The 19,378-nt window shown below is 50.2% G+C and carries 16 protein-coding genes and 1 rRNA gene; 8 read left to right on the forward strand and 9 right to left on the reverse strand.

Annotated elements, in window-relative coordinates:
* Positions 1-26: 26 nt before the first annotated feature.
* Positions 27-1,913, reverse strand: a complete 1,887-nt coding sequence (gene uvrC, locus GJ688_RS15215) for an excinuclease ABC subunit UvrC (RefSeq protein WP_155477424.1) — start codon at positions 1,911-1,913, stop codon at positions 27-29.
* Between the two features lie 183 nt (positions 1,914-2,096).
* Here uvrC and GJ688_RS15220 point away from each other — a divergent pair, with 183 nt between their 5' ends.
* Both GJ688_RS15220 and GJ688_RS15225 read left to right on the forward strand, forming a co-directional pair.
* On the forward strand, positions 2,097-3,440 hold the full coding sequence (locus GJ688_RS15220) for a glucose-6-phosphate isomerase (RefSeq protein WP_155477406.1): 1,344 nt from the start codon (positions 2,097-2,099) through the stop codon (positions 3,438-3,440).
* A gap of 138 nt (positions 3,441-3,578) precedes the next feature.
* Complete coding sequence (locus tag GJ688_RS15225) at positions 3,579-4,001, forward strand: divergent PAP2 family protein (protein WP_207708825.1); 423 nt, start codon at positions 3,579-3,581, stop codon at positions 3,999-4,001.
* Positions 4,002-4,082: 81 nt separating this feature from the next.
* Here GJ688_RS15225 and GJ688_RS21395 read toward each other — a convergent pair whose 3' ends face one another.
* Positions 4,083-4,883: a methyl-accepting chemotaxis protein gene (locus GJ688_RS21395; protein ID WP_170292045.1), complete on the reverse strand. Its 801-nt coding sequence runs from the start codon at positions 4,881-4,883 to the stop codon at positions 4,083-4,085.
* A gap of 189 nt (positions 4,884-5,072) precedes the next feature.
* Here GJ688_RS21395 and GJ688_RS15235 point away from each other — a divergent pair, with 189 nt between their 5' ends.
* Together GJ688_RS15235 and GJ688_RS15240 are read left to right on the forward strand one after the other, a co-directional pair.
* Positions 5,073-5,360: a hypothetical protein gene (locus GJ688_RS15235; protein WP_155477408.1), complete on the forward strand. Its 288-nt coding sequence runs from the start codon at positions 5,073-5,075 to the stop codon at positions 5,358-5,360.
* A gap of 144 nt (positions 5,361-5,504) precedes the next feature.
* Positions 5,505-6,803 (forward strand): FAD-dependent oxidoreductase, encoded by a 1,299-nt coding sequence (locus GJ688_RS15240; protein ID WP_155477409.1) that lies wholly within the window; start codon positions 5,505-5,507, stop codon positions 6,801-6,803.
* 45 nt (positions 6,804-6,848) lie between these two features.
* Here GJ688_RS15240 and GJ688_RS15245 read toward each other — a convergent pair whose 3' ends face one another.
* The 3 genes from GJ688_RS15245 to uvrA form a co-directional block, all read right to left on the reverse strand.
* Positions 6,849-7,112, reverse strand: coding sequence for a type II toxin-antitoxin system RelE family toxin (locus GJ688_RS15245; protein ID WP_170292046.1), 264 nt, complete (start codon positions 7,110-7,112; stop codon positions 6,849-6,851).
* The gene (locus GJ688_RS15250; RefSeq protein WP_155477410.1) at positions 7,081-7,338 is read right to left on the reverse strand and encodes a hypothetical protein; all 258 of its coding nucleotides are present in this window, start codon (positions 7,336-7,338) and stop codon (positions 7,081-7,083) included. Before GJ688_RS15250 ends, GJ688_RS15245 begins: the two co-directional genes overlap by 32 nt.
* Before the next feature lie 197 nt (positions 7,339-7,535).
* Positions 7,536-10,388, reverse strand: a complete 2,853-nt coding sequence (gene uvrA, locus GJ688_RS15255; protein ID WP_155477411.1) for an excinuclease ABC subunit UvrA — start codon at positions 10,386-10,388, stop codon at positions 7,536-7,538.
* A 267-nt stretch (positions 10,389-10,655) separates the two neighbouring features.
* On the opposite strand from uvrA, the gene GJ688_RS15260 reads away from it, so the two are divergent.
* The gene (locus tag GJ688_RS15260) at positions 10,656-10,976 is read left to right on the forward strand and encodes a YmaF family protein (RefSeq protein WP_155477412.1); all 321 of its coding nucleotides are present in this window, start codon (positions 10,656-10,658) and stop codon (positions 10,974-10,976) included.
* Between the two features lie 136 nt (positions 10,977-11,112).
* Here the strand turns inward: GJ688_RS15260 and uvrB are convergent, their stop codons facing one another.
* On the reverse strand, positions 11,113-13,527 hold the full coding sequence (uvrB, locus tag GJ688_RS15265) for an excinuclease ABC subunit UvrB (protein ID WP_155477413.1): 2,415 nt from the start codon (positions 13,525-13,527) through the stop codon (positions 11,113-11,115).
* Positions 13,528-13,862: 335 nt separating this feature from the next.
* Here uvrB and GJ688_RS15270 point away from each other — a divergent pair, with 335 nt between their 5' ends.
* Positions 13,863-14,156, forward strand: coding sequence for a hypothetical protein (locus tag GJ688_RS15270; protein ID WP_155477414.1), 294 nt, complete (start codon positions 13,863-13,865; stop codon positions 14,154-14,156).
* A 158-nt stretch (positions 14,157-14,314) separates the two neighbouring features.
* Here GJ688_RS15270 and GJ688_RS15275 read toward each other — a convergent pair whose 3' ends face one another.
* Positions 14,315-15,298 carry a DUF6612 family protein gene (locus tag GJ688_RS15275; RefSeq protein ID WP_155477415.1) on the reverse strand — a complete coding sequence of 328 codons (984 nt, stop codon included), beginning with the start codon at positions 15,296-15,298 and terminating at the stop codon, positions 14,315-14,317.
* Between the two features lie 215 nt (positions 15,299-15,513).
* Here GJ688_RS15275 and GJ688_RS15280 point away from each other — a divergent pair, with 215 nt between their 5' ends.
* Positions 15,514-15,720, forward strand: a complete 207-nt coding sequence (locus GJ688_RS15280) for a hypothetical protein (protein ID WP_155477416.1) — start codon at positions 15,514-15,516, stop codon at positions 15,718-15,720.
* Between the two features lie 59 nt (positions 15,721-15,779).
* Here GJ688_RS15280 and GJ688_RS15285 read toward each other — a convergent pair whose 3' ends face one another.
* Positions 15,780-16,061 (reverse strand): hypothetical protein, encoded by a 282-nt coding sequence (locus GJ688_RS15285; RefSeq protein WP_155477417.1) that lies wholly within the window; start codon positions 16,059-16,061, stop codon positions 15,780-15,782.
* 240 nt (positions 16,062-16,301) lie between these two features.
* On the opposite strand from GJ688_RS15285, the gene GJ688_RS15290 reads away from it, so the two are divergent.
* The gene (locus GJ688_RS15290; RefSeq protein WP_155477418.1) at positions 16,302-18,935 is read left to right on the forward strand and encodes an S-layer homology domain-containing protein; all 2,634 of its coding nucleotides are present in this window, start codon (positions 16,302-16,304) and stop codon (positions 18,933-18,935) included.
* A gap of 262 nt (positions 18,936-19,197) precedes the next feature.
* Here the strand turns inward: GJ688_RS15290 and GJ688_RS15295 are convergent.
* Positions 19,198-19,378 (reverse strand): 23S ribosomal RNA (locus GJ688_RS15295); the annotation flags it as partial.

Consider the following 19,378-nt stretch of genomic DNA (forward strand, 5'->3'; position numbering starts at 1 on the left):
GCCGCCTCCCTTCCTTTCCGTAATCCTTATTCGGCAACCTTGGTTTCCTTCTCCCTCGCACGAAAATGGTTGAGCACCCGCTCGGCGATCTCGACATTCATGCCGTCTACGGCCGCCAGTTGCTCCAGCGTCGCCTCGGCGATCTTTTTAACAGAGCCGAAGTGACGCAGCAGCGCCGTCTTCCGCTTGGGACCGATGCCAGAAATCTCGTCGAGGACCGACGCCGTCTGGGCTTGCGCTCGCAGCTTGCGGTGATAGGTGATAGCGAAGCGGTGGGCTTCATCACGAATCCGCTGAACCAGGTAGAGTGAGCGTGAACCTCGCGGGAGGATGATCGGCTCTGAACTCGATTCGTGAAAGAGCCATTCATTCTCTTTGGCCAGACCGAAGGTGGGAATATAGTCATAGCCGACCCTACGAAGTGTTTCCCGGGCTGAACTCAACTGTCCCTTGCCCCCGTCGACGATGATCAGGTCCGGAAGCACAGCGAATTTAGCGCTCATCGGATCGAGCTGACCTTCTTCAACCGCTTGGGCTTCTTCGCGGGCACGGCTGAATCGGCGGTTGAGCACTTCCTGCATGGAGGCAAAATCGTTAGGCCCATCGACAGTCTTGATGCGAAAGCGCCGGTATTCAGCGTTTTTCGGCGCGCCCCCTTCGAAGACGACCATGGAAGCGACCGATTCCTTGCCCATGGTGTTGGAAATATCAAAGCACTCGATGCGCCATGGCGGTTCCTCTAGGGCTAAGTAACGCTGCAGATCCAAGACCGCCTCTTCGGTCATGGACTTTTTGCGCTGTTGCTCGTTTTGCAGTTGTTCCAAGGTGAGCAAGGCGTTTTTGGCCACCATTTCGATGAGTTTTAACTTGTCTCCCCGTTTGGGGACGCGGATCTCCACCTTGCCCTTGCGTTTCTCCTTCAAAAAGCGGCTGAGCACTTCTTCTTCCTCTTGCGATTCGAGCGGTTCCTGCAGAAGAATCTCTCGGGGCACGAACTCGCTGCGGCTGTAATACTGTTTGACAAAGGCCGTGATCACTTCGGACCGCTCCATCTCGTCGGTCCCTTCCAGGATGAAATGCTCCCGCCCAATCAGCTTGCCGCCACGGATAAAGAAGATCTGTACACAGACCTGGTTGAACCCACGGGCCATGGCGATCACGTCTTGGTCCTCTAGGTCTGTCGAGACGACCTTCTGCTTTTCCATCACCTGTTCCAAAGCTTGGATGCGGTTGCGCAGTTCGGCGGCTCGTTCGAATTCGAGATCTTCCGCCGCCTGGTGCATCTCCTCACGGAGCCGGCGCAAGAGATCATCTTCTTTCCCTTCCAAAAAGGCGATGATATTCTTCAACATATGCATGTATTCATCGCGGGACACCTTGCCGAAACAGGGAGCCAGGCAGCGGCCAATGTGATAGTTCAAGCAGGGCCGTTTGCGCTGATCAAAATCTTTGCGGGAACATGTCCGCAGAGGAAAGATAGAGCGCAGCAGGTTCAACGTTTCCCGCACCGCACCAGCTGATGTATAGGGGCCGAAGTATTTTCCTCCGTCCTTTTCCAAACGGCGGGTCATCAACAGGCGGGGATAGGTCTCTTGTAAGGTCACTTTTAGATAGGGATAAGTTTTATCGTCGCGCAGCATGATGTTATAGCGCGGTTTATGCTCTTTGATCAAGTTGCATTCGAGAATGAGCGCTTCCAGTTCCGAGTCGGTGACGATGGTCTCCAGATCCTGAATGCGAGCGACCAGGGCTTGTGTTTTGGCGGTCAAGTTTTTGGCCGACTGGAAATAGGAACGAACCCGGTTTTTTAGATTGATCGCTTTCCCCACATAGATGACTCGGCCGGTCTCGTCTTTCATGAGGTAGACGCCGGGCCTGTCGGGCAGATTTTTCAATTTTTCCTGCAGCGTCAAATGCAATTCATTTTCACCTCACCCTCATAATAGCATAGACAAGGGATGAGGGCGAAGGAAAGCGCTGGGTCCTTTTATGCAAAAAAAATAATAAATTACAAACCCTAAGCAGGATGCATACATAGTCACATCGAAATTGGCAAAGACTTGGGATATCCATGGCAATACAAGGGGGTTTCTGCCATGACAGGATTAGAGTTAGATTTAAGCTATTCCACCGTTGAGTCATCGATCGGATCTTTAGAACCGGAAGTACTTCGGGCCCATGAGATGCTTCATCAAGGCTCTGGGCTCGGCAGCGAATATACCGGTTGGCTTCATCTACCGGAGCGATATGATCGCGCCGAGTTCGCCCGGATCGAAGCGGCGGCTGAACGGATCCGTTCCTCTTCCGACGCGCTGGTGATTATCGGCATCGGCGGTTCCTATCTGGGCGCCCGGGCAGCCATCGATATGCTCTCTCACACCTTTCACAACCAACTGCCCCGGAACCGTCGACCAGGATGTGAAATTTATTTTGCCGGCCATCAGATCAGCTCCACCTATCTGCACCACCTCTTCGAGATCCTCGAAGGGAAGGACGTCTCCATCAACGTCATCTCCAAATCGGGAACGACGACGGAGCCAGCTATCGCCTTCCGCCTGTTTAAAACCTGGATGGAGCAAAAGTACGGGGCCGAAGAAGCGAAAAAACGCATCTATGCCACGACAGACCGGGCCAAGGGTGCCCTCAAGAGCCTTGCCGATCAAGAGGGATACGAAACCTTCGTCGTTCCGGACGATGTCGGCGGGCGTTACTCCCTGTTGACGGCTGTTGGTCTTTTACCGATCGCCGCCGCTGGCATCGACATTTCGACACTGATGGCTGGTGCTCGGGCGGCTATGGCCGAATATGAGAAGCCTGCCCTTGCTGAGAACGCCTGCTACCGCTATGCGGCCGCTCGAAACGCTCTCTATCGGCAGGGAAAAATGATAGAACTGCTGGTAGGATACGAACCATCCCTTCAATATGTGGCTGAGTGGTGGAAACAGCTTTTCGGGGAAAGCGAAGGCAAAGAGCATAAAGGCCTGTTCCCGGCGTCGGTGCAATTTTCCACGGACTTGCATTCCATGGGGCAGTATATTCAAGAGGGGATGCGCATCCTCTTTGAGACAGTGCTGCAGTTCCGCCAACCTCGGTTGGAGATGGCCATCCCCACCGATCCCGCCAACAGCGACGGGTTGAACTTTCTAGCAGGAAAAACGATGGACTTCGTCAATCAAAAAGCCTTCTCCGGCACGCTGCTCGCTCACGTAGACGGACAGGTGCCTAATATCGCTCTGACGGTACCCAAACAAGACGCCTACTCTCTTGGGCAGCTCTTCTATTTCTTTGAGAAGGCTTGTGCCGTCAGCGGCTACATGCTAGGCATCAATCCCTTTGACCAGCCGGGTGTAGAATCATATAAGCGTAACATGTTTGCCCTACTCGGTAAGCCGGGGTATGAGGCCGAAAGGGAAGCTTTGGAGAAACGGCTGTCTCTGTAAGTCTGAGCAGTTCGAAGGGTCCATCAAGGTTCGATAGATTTCCTTGCCTTTTATGACTTGCAGGACGATTGTACGAAAAAGGGGTACCTGATTTACCCATCATCCAGCATAATGGTTCGAGTTACGGGGGAAATGTCGTTGACACTACCGCTCATCTATAGCACTCTTTTCGCTGTTCTCCTCGCACAGGCGATCAAGTTCGTCAATGAGTCGATCCAAAACGGTCGATTTCTCTGGACCCGTTTCTTTGAACCCGGCGGAATGCCCAGTTCCCATACTTCCCTCGTCGTCTCCCTGCTTTCGGGAATCGCCTTTCGCGATGGTATCTATTCAGATCTTTTTGCCGTCTCGGTCGTCTTTAGTGCCGTCGTCATTTTTGACGCGATGGGGGTTCGCCGCTCCGCCGGAGAACATGCAAAAACACTCAATCAATTGTTGCAGATTTTTCGTTTCCGTCGTAGTGATGTGATGCCCCTAAAGGAGCGCCTCGGCCATTCCCCCCTAGAGGTATCGGCGGGAGCCATCCTAGGTTTTCTGGTCGCTTGGGCGGCCAACACATAACCATAATAAGCCAGCAAAAGAGCCCACCGAAATAAATCGGTAGGCTCTTTTGCTTCGACGGGGTAAAGGACCTGTCGATGACTATAAGGTAATATGTTGGGCTAATGCTTCCAATTCCTTCATGGAGCGATTCATCTCGGACAGGGCCGCAGCGATTTCCTGACTGCTCGCAGCTTGCCGCCGTACGTCTCCGGTCAGTCCGCCCATGGCCATATCCAGTTCCTGCAGCAACGGCGGTAGTTGGCTCACGGTGGAATCGATCGTTCCCATTCGCTCCCGACTCTGGTTGGCTAACTTTCGTACTTCCTGGGCGACTACGGAAAATCCTCTCCCGTACTCACCGGAACGAGCAGCCTCAATACTCGCGTTAAGGCTCAACATATTCAATTGCGAGACAATGCCCTGAATTTCTTTTGAGATTCTGCCGATCGACAAAGTCAGCACTTTCGCTTGCTCTGTTAGCTTGTGGGTTTGTTCGCTTGTTTCCGCTATATGGCTCGAAGAAGCCGCGATTTCCGTCATGGCCTTACTGATTTCAGTTATGGACTCATTGGTGGCACCTACCGAGGTAAGCACATTGCTCCGGTGGGTTAAGTCGAAGGCGACCCCAATCGTTCCGCCCGGTATGGGAATGCAGATCGATCGTGTTTCAACACCGTAGACCTCCTTGGAAACAATGCGGTCAATTGATTTGCCGCTCTCCATCACTAGACGAGGTGTAGAATTCGGCTTCAGCAGGTCGCCCGCTTGAATCCCCAACTGTAACTTTCCAGGATTGTCCCAGTAGATGAATTTTTCTTCATCCGTTGCAAAGAGCGCGATTTTGTCCGAACCGATCAAGTAAGGTATTTTTGGCGCCAACGTTAAGAAGGCTTCCCGCATACACTTCATCACCTCACCTTTCCCAGAGAAATCAAAGGCATACTAGGATTAAGCACCGCATTGAAAAGCTAACAAGATAATGTCAAAATATTTCGATACCGGTTATCCCTTTTCCTGCTTGCTCTTCTACCAAAACATTGGGAAATGATCGTATAATTAGAGTGGAAAATACTAAGGCGGGTGATCATCATGCCTGATCGGTTGAGTTCCATCTTTGAAGCTTTACGAAGCGCCCTCACAGAACCCCTCGCCGACCGAATTCGGATCGCTTGGCTCAATATCGAGCTTTCATCGACACAGTTTTATTTCCTCTCTTTGTTCATCTTTTTAACGGCTGGGATCATCATCGGTTATACCATCGCCAAAAACAGATTTATGACTTACGGTAAGTATCCAAAAGGGACTGTGGCTAACTCAGCGCCTATAAGAAAAAATGATCTGGAAATGATGATGAACCAAGACGATGAAAAGCATTAGAAACACATGGAGATTGGCAACAACATTGCAGCCAATAAGTTATTTTGGATAAACCACACTGAAAAACGAAAATAGAATCTTCAACTCTCAACCCTATCGACTTACCATAATTTTACATATGGTGATGGTAAGGGGGATTGAGGTATGGAGAGAATTGTCATCGTCGGCGGCGGTTGGGCTGGGGCAGCAGCGGCCTTAACAGCCGTTTACACCGGTGCAGAAGTGATCCTCCTGGAGCGAACGGATCAGCTTCTGGGAACCGGATTAGTGGGCGGTATCATGCGCAACAACGGCCGCTTTACCGCCACCGAAGAAATGATCGCTTTAGGTGCAGGAGACTTGTTTGAACTGGTCGACCGAACGGCCCGGCACCGGAACATAAATTTTCCCGGCCATAACCATGCCAGTCTCTACGACATTCATTCGATTGAACCGGCTATTCGAAAATTATTGAAGAACAGCGGTGTTTCTCTCCGATTTCTCTCCCGGGTCACCGGAGTAAAACAGGAGTCAGGTAAAATTCAGGCGGTTATCGTCGAAAAGGGAGAAACGATTCCCGGAGCTGTGTTTGTGGACGCCACCGGAACAGCGGGACCGATGGGCCATTGCCGTAAGTTTGGCAACGGTTGTGCCATGTGCGCACTACGCTGCCCCAGTTTTGGTGGGCGGGTCAGCCTCTCTGATCTCGCCGGTGTCAGTGAAATCACCGATTTACGTCCGGGTGGTCAGTGCGGCTCCATGTCTGGTTCTCTCATAGTCAATAAAGATTCTTTGTCGAAAAAACTCATTCAAGAGTTAAATGAAAAGGGCCATGCTGTAATTCCCGTACCGCCTTCGCTGCGAAAAGCAGACACCCTCGCCATCAAATCCTGTCAACAATATGCGCTCCCGGAATACGTGGAAAATGTCATTCTTCTCGATACAGGTCAAGCGAAGCTCATGGCTCCCTTTTTTCCATTGGAACGATTACGTCAAATCCCTGGGCTGGAAAATGCTCGGATTGAAGAACCGTACGCCGGTGGGATCGGCAATTCAATTCGCTTTTTGTCCCATCCGCCGCGCAACGACGCCCTGTTGGTGGAAGGGCTGAAAAACCTCTTTTGCGCCGGAGAGAAGGCCGGTTTGCTCGTTGGCCATACGGAAGCCATCGTCACCGGTTCGCTGGCCGGGCATAACGCTGCACGCTATTTGGCAGGGTCGTTATTATTGGAACTGCCTTTGTGCCTGGCTTGCGGTGACCTCATTCGATATGTCCGAGAGCAGATGCATACGCCAGAGGGGCGGCTGAATAAATACACCTTTTCCGGTTCTGTGTATTTTCAGAGGATGGTTGAACGGCAGTTGTACAGCACCGATGTGGCGGCTATCGCTCGGAGAGTTATCGATAGCGGTTTAGATGGGGTCTTTAGGGGTCCCATAGGTCTTGCTAAGCATAATTCCTAAACGAATAAAACCCGGTTACTCTAAGGCAGTAGGAATAACCGGGTTTTATTTATAAACGCCTCCAGGGAAATCCATAGTTAGGATGTATATCAACTTTTCAACATGATTGATTTCAAAGAGGATACGAAATGTTCCTATCCGCAGACGATATAACCCATTATATCCTTTCATCGTTTTAATGTCACCGCGAGGCGGAATTTGAAGCAGCCCTTTTAATCCTAGAGCAATTCTATCTTGTACATACTTTTCTTGTTTGGACAAAAATTCGATTGCTTCCTTATGGTAAATCAACTTGAAGCCCAAACTCACGCTTCGCTTCCTCCCCCGTTATAAAACCTTCCGTGCTGTTCATCTGGCGAAGCTCTTCTTCGGTAATGGGCTCAACATCTGGTTCAGCTTTATCGATGTCATTCCAACCTCCTTGCTTTCCTTTAGAACGGACGACCAAGTATTGAAGAAAGTCAAAGGCAGTTTTTCGGTCCTGCTCTTGCAGACGTTCAATTAGGTGATAAAGCTCCTCTTTTTGAATAGCCATAAGCAATTCCCTTCCGTAGGAATATTTTGGGTTTCGTTCAGTAACAGTTATTGGAAATTACTTTAGTTTCGCACGATTTGATTATAGTAAAATTATACCATTGCGAAAACTCACATTCAATTTTTATACCAGAAAAGCGCCAGTGGATAACACCACTCGCGCTTTTCTAATTGAAATTTGATCGCAAATTTCGTTTTTCACTCTGCCAACGCCGTAATCGCCATCCCGGGCTTGCGTTCTAAGATCTTCCGCAAGAAATGTCCCGTATAGGAGGCTTGCACATGACAGATCTCCTCCGGTGTGCCCGTAGCCAAGATCGTTCCGCCCTTGTCGCCGCCTTCCGGCCCTAAGTCGATGATGTAATCGGCCGTTTTGATCACGTCCAGGTTATGCTCAATGACCAGGACCGTATCTCCAGCATCAACGAGCCGCTGCAGCACACCGAGAAGCCGGTGGATGTCAGCCACATGCAGGCCTGTCGTAGGCTCATCGAGGATGTAGAGGGTTTTGCCGTTGGAGCGGCGCGACAATTCCGTGGCCAGCTTTACCCGTTGGGCTTCGCCACCGGAGAGAGTCGTCGCGGGCTGTCCGAGGCGGACGTATCCAAGGCCCACATCTTGAATCGTCTGCAGTTTTCGGGCGATTTTCGGTATATTCTTAAAGAACTCCAGCCCTTCGTCAACGGTCATTTCGAGGACATCGGAAATGCTCTTCCCTTTATAACGCACTTCGAGCGTCTCCCGGTTGTACCGCTTTCCTTTACAGACCTCACAGGGTACATAGACGTCAGGCAGGAAGTGCATTTCAATCTTGATGATTCCATCGCCTTTACAAGCTTCACAGCGGCCGCCGCGAACGTTGAAAGAAAAGCGTCCCGGCCGGTAGCCACGCATCTTCGCTTCCGGCACTTGCGAGAAGAGATCACGGATGGCATCGAAGACCCCTGTATAGGTAGCTGGGTTGGATCGAGGTGTCCGCCCGATGGGCGATTGGTCGATATCGATGACTTTCTCCAGGTGCTCGAGGCCGCGGATCTCTTGATGAGCCCCCGGCTTCGTCCGGGCGCCATTCAACTCGGCTGCCAGCGTCTTGTGCAGGATTTCGTTGACCAGTGTGGACTTGCCCGATCCCGACACGCCGGTCACGCAGGTAAAGACCCCTAGGGGAAAACGCACGTTGATATCTTTCAAGTTGTTTTCCCGGGCACCGAGCACCTCGATCCACTTGCCGTTCGGTTCTCGCCGCTGCTCCGGTAAGGGGATGAATTTCCGTCCTGACAGATACTGTCCCGTCAGGGAACGAGGTTCTTCCATGATGGCAGCCAAGCTACCTTGGGCCACCACTTGGCCGCCATGGGCACCGGCACCGGGCCCGATATCGATGATGTGGTCGGCCACGAGCATGGTGTCTTCATCGTGTTCCACCACGATGAGCGTGTTGCCCAAATCGCGGAGCCGCTGCAACGTGCTCAAGAGGCGCTCATTATCGCGCTGGTGCAAGCCGATGGAGGGCTCGTCCAGGATGTAGAGGACCCCCATCAAGCCGGATCCGATCTGCGTGGCCAAACGGATGCGCTGCGCTTCCCCGCCTGATAAAGTTCCCGCCGAGCGAGCCAGCGTCAGATAGTTTAAGCCTACGTTAACCAGGAAGCCGAGCCGTTCTCGGATCTCTTTGAGGATCTGCCGGGCGATGATCTGCTCTCGCTCACTCAAGTCGAGATGCTCGAAGAAATGCAGCGCCCGTTCGATGGACATCTCGGTCACATGATGGATGTTCTTATCGCCGATCAGGACGGCTAAACTCTCCGGTTTCAGCCGTGCCCCTTTGCATTTGGGACAAGGCTTTTGGCTCATATATTCTTCGATCTCTTCTCGAGACCAATCAGACTGGGTTTCCTTATAGCGGCGCTCTAAGTTCGACACGACTCCTTCATACGTCGTGTCAAAGCTTTTCTTCGCGCCGTCGAAGTTAGTAAACTCGACGCGGATCTTCGTCTTCCCGCCACCGTAGAGAATTAATTTCTGTGTGTCCTCGGGCAGTTCCCGAAAGGGCGTCTCTGTCGAAAAACCGTACACAGCAGCCAACGCCCGCAGCATCTGCGGGATATAGGCTGAATTCATCCGCGCCCAAGGGATGAGAGCACCCTCTTCTAAGCTCTTCGACGGGTCAGGCACGACCAGGTCCGGATCCACTTCCATCTGCATCCCTAAGCCAGTGCAGTGGGGGCAGGCGCCATAGGGGGCATTGAAAGAAAAAATGCGCGGTTCAACCTCCCCGATGGAGATACCGCAGTCGGCGCAGGCGAAATTCTGAGAAAAGGTGATTTCTTCTTTGTCCATCACATCGATGATGACGAGCCCTTCGGACAAGTTCAGCGACGTCTCCAGGGAATCGGCTAAGCGCTGGGCGATGTCAGGACGGACGACGATGCGGTCCACAACCACCTCGATGGTGTGCTTTTTATTTTTTTCCAGCTTCACTTCTTCTGTGGCGTCCATGACCTGTCCGTCGACACGCATGCGCACATAGCCGTTTTTGCGGATATCCTCAATAACCTTGACATGTTCGCCTTTTTTGCCTCGCACCAGCGGAGCGAGGATCTGCAGGCGGGTCCCTTCGGAGTAGGTCAGAATCTGGTCGACCATCTGCTCGACGGTCTGCTGCTGGATCGGTTGACCGCACTTAGGGCAGTGAGGACGGCCGACCCGGGCAAAGAGCAGCCGCAGGTAGTCATAGATCTCTGTTACGGTGCCTACGGTGGACCGAGGGTTTTTGGAGGTCGTCTTCTGGTCGATTGAGATAGCCGGAGACAACCCCTCGATATAATCTACATCGGGCTTATCCATCTGGCCGAGAAATTGACGGGCATAGGACGACAAGGATTCTACGTACCGTCGCTGCCCTTCGGCATAGATGGTGTCAAAAGCAAGTGACGATTTGCCCGAACCGGATAAACCGGTTACGACGACCAATTTGTCTCTGGGAATATCGATATCGATATTTTTCAAGTTATGAGCACGGGCCCCGCGGACCCGGATTTGTTCGAGCATGGCTTGTCCAGCGTCCCCCTTAAATCACAATAGCGGGCCTTGGCCCGCTCTGTTCTCGATTATCCTACAAATTATAACATATAACGTGCTGTTTGTTGATGGATCAGCTGTTACAGGAATGGCAAGCACTTTCTGGAACATATTCATCAGGATAAGCCCAAGCATATGTGCATCCCTGCACACCTGTTATTTTTTGTAAATCAATTGCACCCCTGCTACGTTTTGGAATAAATTGTAGCAAATCAATAAAAGGGGAGATTAACCAGTATGCATTGCGAGCCTGAAAAGCTATATGATTGGGACCGAGGCGCTCATACCCACGATTATTGTGTCAAAACGTCCAAAAATGAAGGACACTGCCATCTGATGGAGGGAAAAACATCGGCTGCCGGCGGTGAACGAGGGCATGTCCATGATTATGCCGGCATGACCACTTATGACGAAGGTCATGTTCACCACTATTGTGGAACAACAGGCCCTGCCGTGTACCTTCCCGATGGATCTCATACCCACTGTATGGAAGGTACGACAACTTGTGACTACGGTCACAGCCACGACTATCAGGGTAATACGTGCCGAGGAAAGTAGAGTTAATCGCTTTACCGCTTCTATAGGTTCGAATTAACCTTTCAACTGTTACGACCTTAGCATTTAGACTCCCTGATCAAACGGGCCTCACCATCAACGTTTCTCCTCAGAAACGCTACAGTGAGGCCTTCTGTCCTTAGGCTTTTCTTTTGCGTGATTTCGGTTTCGCCGGGGTCGTGGTAAAAAGCATCTCCAAACCGGGATCAGTTATCGCCGAGGAGGAAGATCCTTTACCCCTCCCCTTCCGGCTGCTCTTTGCACTGTCCGATGGGGCACCCGTACCATTTCCCGCACTTTTACCCGCTTTTGCAGACCCTTTGGGCGGCGGAGCTCCTTTCAACTCGATGATGACGTCGCGGAGCATGGCGGCCCGTTCGAATTCGAGGGCTTTGGCTGCTTCCTTCATCTCATTCTCCAGATCTTGAATCAGAGATTGTAGATTTTCTGGAGACATGCCTTCGAAGGAGGAATCAGCAACCGGGGACTGTGGAGTGCTGTCCTGCGTACCGGCCCCTGCGAGGTATTCCTCAAAGGATGGTGTCTCAGCCACCACTTCCGCACCTGCTCCACCGGGGATGCCATACATCGCTTCATCACCCGTCTCCGGAGGCAAATGGGTATCTGCATAGGTAGCCTCCTGGGTCGCTTTGCTGCCTTTTTTGCCTTGCCGCTGTTTCAGATAAGACGCGGCACGAGCGAGGACACCGCCGCCTGGTGTAGCCCCATTTGCTCCACTCTTCTCGGAGGAAATGGTCATCTCGATGACGTTGCGCACGGCTTTGCGAACCGTCTGCGGGGTGATGCCATGTTCCTGGTTGTGAGCGATCTGAATTTCCCGGCGACGGTTTGTCTCGTCGATCGCCTTTTTCATGGACTTGGTGATCCTATCGCCATACATGATGACCATGCCTTCGGCGTTCCGGGCTGCCCGGCCGATCGTCTGGATCAGCGAGCGGTCGGAACGGAGGAAGCCTTCCTTGTCGGCGTCGAGGATGGCCACCAGACCCACTTCCGGCAGGTCCAAGCCTTCCCGCAAGAGGTTGATGCCGACGAGCACGTCAAACTCGCCGAGGCGCAAGTCCCGGATGATCTGCATCCGTTCGATGGCGTCTACATCGGAGTGCATCCAACGCACTCGGACCCCTACTTGCCGCAGATAGGCCGTCAAATCTTCGGCCATCTTCTTGGTCAGCGTCGTCACGAGAATGCGCTGGTCTTTTTGGACACGCTGGCGAATCTCATGAAGCAAGTCATCGATCTGTCCTTTGACAGGACGTACGTCGATCACCGGATCGAGGAGGCCCGTGGGCCGGATGATCTGCTCGACCACCTGCTGGCTGCGCTTCAATTCATAATCGGCCGGCGTGGCCGAGACGTAGACGACCTGGTTCAACATCTGCTCAAACTCGTTAAATTTGAGCGGCCGGTTGTCTGCTGCCGAGGGCAGGCGGAAACCGTGTTCGATCAGAGTTGATTTCCGGGAGCGGTCCCCTTCGTACATAGCCCCCACTTGGGGAATGGATACGTGCGACTCGTCCACCATCAACAAGAAGTCTTTGGGAAAGAAGTGCATCAACGTGTACGGTGGTTCACCGGGCTGGCGGAAGGTCAAGTGCCGGGAATAGTTTTCGATGCCGGTACAAAAGCCCATCTCCCGCAGCATCTCAATGTCGTAGCGAGTCCGTTGAGCCAGTCGCTGCGCTTCGAGTAGCTTGTCCCGCTCTTTGAAGTGGGTGAGCCGCTCCTCGAGTTCCGCTTCGATGTTCGCGATAGACAGTTCCAACTTATCCCGGTTGGTGACATAGTGGGTGTTCGGAAAGATGGAGATATGATAACGCTCTCCATAGATCTCACCGGTGAGCGTATCGATCTCGCTGATCCGCTCCAACTCGTCGCCGAAAAACTCCAGGCGCACAGCCCGTTCCGAGTAGGAAGCCGGGTAGACCTCGACGACATCGCCGCGGACCCGGAAAGTCCCCCGGGCGAAGTTGATGTTGTTACGGGTGTATTGGATATCGACGAGGCGGCGCAAGATCGCATCTCGGTCGTAACTCTGTCCCTGTCGCAGGGAGATCATCTGGTCCAGGTATTCTTCCGGCGATCCTAACCCGTAAATGCAAGATACGGAAGCAACAATGATGACGTCACGCCGTTCGATCAGGGCTGCCGTAGCGGCGTGGCGCAGTTTGTCAATTTCATCGTTGATGGAAGCGTCTTTTTCAATAAACGTATCCGACTGAGGAACATAGGCCTCCGGTTGATAATAGTCATAGTAGCTGACAAAGTATTCAACAGCATTGTCCGGAAAAAATTCCTTAAACTCAGCACAGAGTTGGGCCGCCAAGGTTTTGTTGTGGGCTAGCACCAGCGTAGGTCGTTGGACCTTTTCGATGACAGCGGCCATAGTAAAGGTTTTTCCGGTACCGGTGGCGCCGAGCAACGTTTGGTGCTTGATCCCTTTGTGGATCCCCTCGACCAACCGAGAAATCGCTTGGGGCTGGTCGCCTTTGGGTGTAAATTCGGTTTTTAACGTAAATCGTCGTTCTTCCATGCGCCAACCTCCTTTTATAAAGCGAGTCTAAACCCGCCACTTTACATACTGTTCACATAGTATTATAACACATTGGTCAAACAGCAAGGTTGGTTCCATAAAAAAACAGGAGCGATTTGTAAATACCTATTCCCATCTCATAGGGACCAAAAAGAACGATCCCCTTTTTATCGCGACCACTGCCAGCACCATGGTATTGGACCCTGTCGCCCGAAAAATCGGCATGATATAATACATGTTGTAATAGATTTATAAATGAAGTGAACAAAATCTGCATAATGGCCGAACTACATGGTTAGGAACATGATTAAAAATTTGGCCAAGGAGGAAATCACTTGAGAAAACGCAAACTGAGCCACGGTGCGAAAGAGAAGCAAATGAAAAAGAAGCAGGCCGCCGAATTCACCCAAAACTCCGATTCCACTGCCGCCTTGCCACAAGATCAACGTTTTGTGGACAAGCCCGTCGCGACCTATATGGGGATCGGTTTCGGCGCGATTATCGCCTTCATCGCCGGACGTCTCGTAGAAGGAATGACGGGACAGCCGAACATCGGCCTCTACTCGGCAGGCGCCTTTGTCCTGGCCGTGGTCCTCTTTATTTTAAAACCCTGGAAAAAGAAAACCTAAAGCAAGGGCGAATCATTTTTGGCTCCGCCCAGTTTTTTGATATAACCTTAACGATGCAAAAAGGCAGGAAAGACGATCTACACGTCTTCCTGCCTTTTGACATTTCATTGCGTCTATCCTAAATCCAAATCATCCAATGAGGGCTGCTACTTTCCCCCCTATTTTTTAACCTTCTCCGTTTTTATATCATTCATCATTGTCTTCATATCCACAGCATTTGAGACATCAGGGAACTTCAGTGTATCGATGAAATCCTTCGGTACAGGGGCCATATGGATCTTGCCATCCAGGTTCACGGTAATCTTCTTGTTCGGTTCCATCTGGATAGTCTCTGTACCTTTCAAATCCGTCATATCGGTTAAATAGGTGTCAGCATTGATGTAGTAGACATATTGAAAATCAACGGAAATGTTCTTCAGCATCTCTTCCAAGTTCACGTTGGACTTCTCGTTGGCAGTCTGCCCTTGCCGAGAAAAATCAGCCATGAACTCTTTCATAAAGGCATGCATCTTCGCATTATCCAGATTTACGTCCATCACATAATACTTTTTACCGTCGACCATCTGTTCGCGCAGACCGGAAGGAGTGAGTCCCATCTTATTGAGCCATTCGACCGATTTTACAGGATCTTGGCTTTGGGCCATCAAGTCTTGAAGCGATTGGGGCATAGCGACCTCTTGCTTCATCCATTGATCGGAACTCGGTGCCGCGGCGCCGGGAATGTTCATCTTCATATACTGATCTTTACCCTTTAGATACATCTGCATGGATATACCCTTCGGTGCTTCTGCCTGTGTAGGTAATCCCGGCATAGACGGCATCGCCATCTCCATACTCATCAAGACTTGATCCGGTTTTTTTACGGTACCGTTCATGTTGATCTTCATAGTAATACCAATCGGCATTTCTGGCACGACCGTAGTGGCATCCATCGTGCCGGTAAACGAATAGGCTTGCAACTTCGCCGTTTCGGCCGTCGCTTTGCGGAGCAGTTCCATCGCTTTGGCCTGGTCTGCTTGGCTTTCCTGCACCGCTAAGGCCGGTTGCTGTGCCGGTAAACTTTCTCCCTCATCGGCCATCGCCGCCATGGGCGCCATCAGCAAACCTAACCCCAGCAGACCAGAGAGTAACCGCTTCTTCATCGTAAAACCTCTCCTTTTTTTGAACGCATACACCCGAGTCTCCCATAAGACTCTTTATCTCGCCTACATAAGTACAGGTCTATAAATATAGACGCAGACCCTTCGCAAATAGTTTCACTATTTTCTAAAAATCATCCTGAAAATGATGTTTCTTTCCGAAATCTGTATCTACCTTGTTACAGGAAGCATACTACACTCTACAAAGGAGTGAAAGTATGGCCAACCAAAAAGAGAATTTTCCGACACCTCATCATCCATCCCGTTACAGCCGTCCCGGACAGGAAGGAATCTCCCAAGTCTTGCCGGCAGATGAGACTGGGGAAGTCACTCAAGTGAACGGCGGCGGTGAAATGCAATCCTGGGGCGATTTCGCCTTACAAAACGAATTGAACAAAAATGGGAAAGACGATTTTCTCGTCTAAAGGAAAAAACCGGGTAAGCCAAAGAGCCTACCCGGTTTTTTGCATGCTACTGTTCCTGTTTACCAGAAAAAACCCCTACGGTAACCGTATCCTCCAAGTCCTCCGTAACCGCCGAATCCACCGTACCCATAACCAGCAAAAAAGGGCAACGTCAATGCCAACAGGGTGATCGCATAAAAGGGATAAAAACCAAATCCGGGGTTATTGGAGTAAAAGACGACCCCTCGCGGTGTGACCCGATGAATTCGACCTGTCTTCCATGTGCCGTCCCGCAACCGGATGCGTGCTGGACGTCCACAATGGGGTGCTACGTTGCGAAAGCAAACGTCACGGATGATCATTGCAGACCCTCCCTCTTCCATATCCCATTATTTGGATCGATTTATTGTATGTCGGTTATGCGTAACGTGTACATAACAGGAAAAAGAGAGCCCTCTGTGCAACCAAAAACCTCTCTTTTTCGTCAATATAATGAATGGTAACGAAAAGGGACGGCAGAATTCGATTAAATACACAGGATTTTGTTTTTTGCTTGTCGAATAGGATTTATTTAGTAAACCAGCAACGAAGGAGGCAATCCCTTGCGAAAACAAGTTGTCAGCGGTGTGCTGGCTTTGACCATCGTCGCCACACCACTATCCGCTTTCGCCGCACCGAAATCATTTACTGATGTCTATAGCACGATGTACGAATATAAGCCTGTAATGAAACTATCGGCTCAGGGAACCATCAAGGGACGGGGAGACGGGAATTTCGGCCCCAAAGATCCGGTGAAGTTCCTGGAAGCCCTCGTCATGGCCCAACGCTTTTTTGGTTTGGAATCGACGGCAAATCTATCGGCTTCTTTGTTGACAGCAACCAAAGAAAAAAAGTTTGGTGGAAACGTCCCTGGTTGGGGAAAAGGCTATCTCGTCACCGCCTCACAGCAAAACCTCATCGACGAGAATGAACAGTTTGCATGGGACAAAGGCGCTCCTCGCGCTTGGATCGCCCGTTTGTTAGTCCGGATGATCGGCAAAGAACAAGACGCTCAGAATCGAATGAGCGAGAATCTTTCCTTTACCGATGCTGAGCAAGTTCCGGCATGGGCACGAGGCCACATTGCTGTAGCTACTGACCTAGGGTTGATAAAAGGAACCGATACAGGCGCCTTCGAGCCGAACCGGACGGTGACCCGGGGTGAGATGGCCATTCTCCTCGATCGGGTGGAGAAAAAAATGTCCCAGTTACCGCCTGGGCTTTCTCAGGCAACCTTTGTCAGCACTCAAGATAATACGATATCCGTCCTGGGCGAAAATAACTTACTTACTCCGCTGACGTTAGACCCGAATGCACTCATCTTTGTGAAGGACCGGGTGTCCAACGTCAGCGACATCAATCCACAAGACCGGGTCGAGTACATAAAAAACGGCGATAAGGTTACCTATCTGGAAGTCACGCAAGAAAGCGGTCAATCAGTCAACGTCGTTAAGGGAGAAGTCATAGCTTTTTTGGCAGAGCAAGGACTGATCACCATTAAAGATGAAACAGGGAAACCGCTAACTTGCCCCTTAGCCTCCGGCTTTAAGGTACTTTCGTTTTCGGGGCAAGCAGTTCCCGCATCAAATCTAGTGTCGGGTAGTAAAGTACAAATCCGTCTCAATTCAGAAGGCAAAGCTATAGAGGTTCTTCTGGAACAAGCGAGTCAGCAGAGTTTAAAAGGAACTATCGTGGATATTAATATCCCACAAAAGTTCCTGATTCTCTCTGATGGTTCCAACCACTACTCCACCTATTATTTTACCGATACCACCTATGTGGAGTATAAAGGCCAACGGTTCACCGCCTTATCGGATTTGCAAAAGGGCGACTTGATCAGTGTTGAAGCAGATGGAAGTTATGTCGCTTCGAAAATTAGCGTTATTGAAGCAAAGAACAATCTTACGATAACAGGAACTGTTTCAACCTTGGATAAAGATAGCCGTATTATCACCGTGAAAAGCACCGACGGAAAACTCTACGCTTATGAGTTACCGAGTTCTGTATCTCTTGTATTTTCTAATGGCACTTCAGCCACTATCGATGATATCAATACATCCGACTCAATCACCTTAAATGTTGAAAATGGTACTGCCCTAAAGGCGATAATTGCTCGCACCGGAACAAACCGGGGTATCTTGGGAAAAATCGCCTCTATCGATACTGACCGTCGAATTCTTATCGTTAAGGATCAACAAGAACGACTGAAATCATATGCAATTAAGGATCCTGTTGTTCTCGATATTGAGGATGATAAAAATCCAAAATTAAGCGATTTAGATATCGATGCTAATATCGAATTCGAGTTAGATCGAGATGGGAAAATCAGTTATATCAAGGTGGACGATAAGCTAGAAGGTACAGTAACTCGTATTGAACCGGATCGGAACATACTTACTTTACTTGACAAGTTCGGTAACGAAAAGATCTATAATGTCGACTCCGATGTTGATGTGGAAATAAAAGGTAAATCACATGAAGACCTAAACGATATCGACGTAGATGACCAGGTTCGTTTACGTCTCTCTTCAGATGATACTGTGACGAAAATCGAAGTTCAGTCCCAGGTCATGGGGGAAATTACGGACGTCACTTCCTCCAGCAACTGGGTAGAGATTACCGATTCCGAAGGAGATGAACACACCTATACCATTGATAATGATACAAAATTGGTTATCCCAGATGTAACGAAACCAAAGCTATCCGATATCTCGCTTCACCAATGGGCCGTAGTATACTACTGGGGTAATGATCCCTATCAGGTTACAATCAAAACGCCCGTCTCCGGAGAAGTTACGAGTGTCGATAATAGTCATGATCAATTGACGATTCGACAGTATAATGGCACATCTATTACTTACGATATAGCACCTCGCTTCAAAGCCGAAAAAGCCAGTACTTCTTCCTCCAGCTTAAGCACCATCAATGTCGGTGACCGAATCCAAGCCGTTTTGGATGATGACAAGAAACTATACCGTGCCAATATCCCAAGTAAAGTGACAGGCAAAGTAGACGGCATCAACCGCTCTACAAAAGAAATCTATATCGGAACGAATATCGGTTATTTGATTGACAGTACGACCAACATCATGCAAAACGGTGTCCGAAAGTCTTTTGACGATATCCAACAAAATCAATATGTAACAATCTACTATTTAGCAGGTTATAAGGCTCTCGAGCTGTCCTTGTCAAATTAATCGTTATAACCTTCTTCGAAGAGAATTTTACTTAAAATCCCTTACCCTTATTGCCTTGTAGCTTGTGCCGATCCGTAATCGTATCAGCGGGATTTATGTAAAAAGCCTATTGCATTTATTAGATGCAATAGGCTTTTTACGTTTATGCCCAAACTATTGCTTTTTCTAGTAACATGGAAATAAAAGAGGTCTACCGTATTACTTACGATAAACCTCTTTATTTCCCTCAAAACTACACAGAGATCTTATCGTAAAGCGATGTAAGGTCAAGTCCTCGACCGATTCGTACCCGTCAACTGAACGCCTCACAGCGTGTACATCTCGGGCCGATCCACCAGGTCATCTTCCTGGGGTCTTACCTACTTGCGTAGTGGGAAGTCTCATCTTTGGGTCGGTTTCGCGCTTAGATGCTTTCAGCGCTTATCCGCTCCCGACATAGCTAC

The organism is Heliobacterium mobile (assembly GCF_009720735.1).
GTDB lineage: Bacteria > Bacillota > Desulfitobacteriia > Heliobacteriales > Heliobacteriaceae > Heliobacterium > Heliobacterium mobile.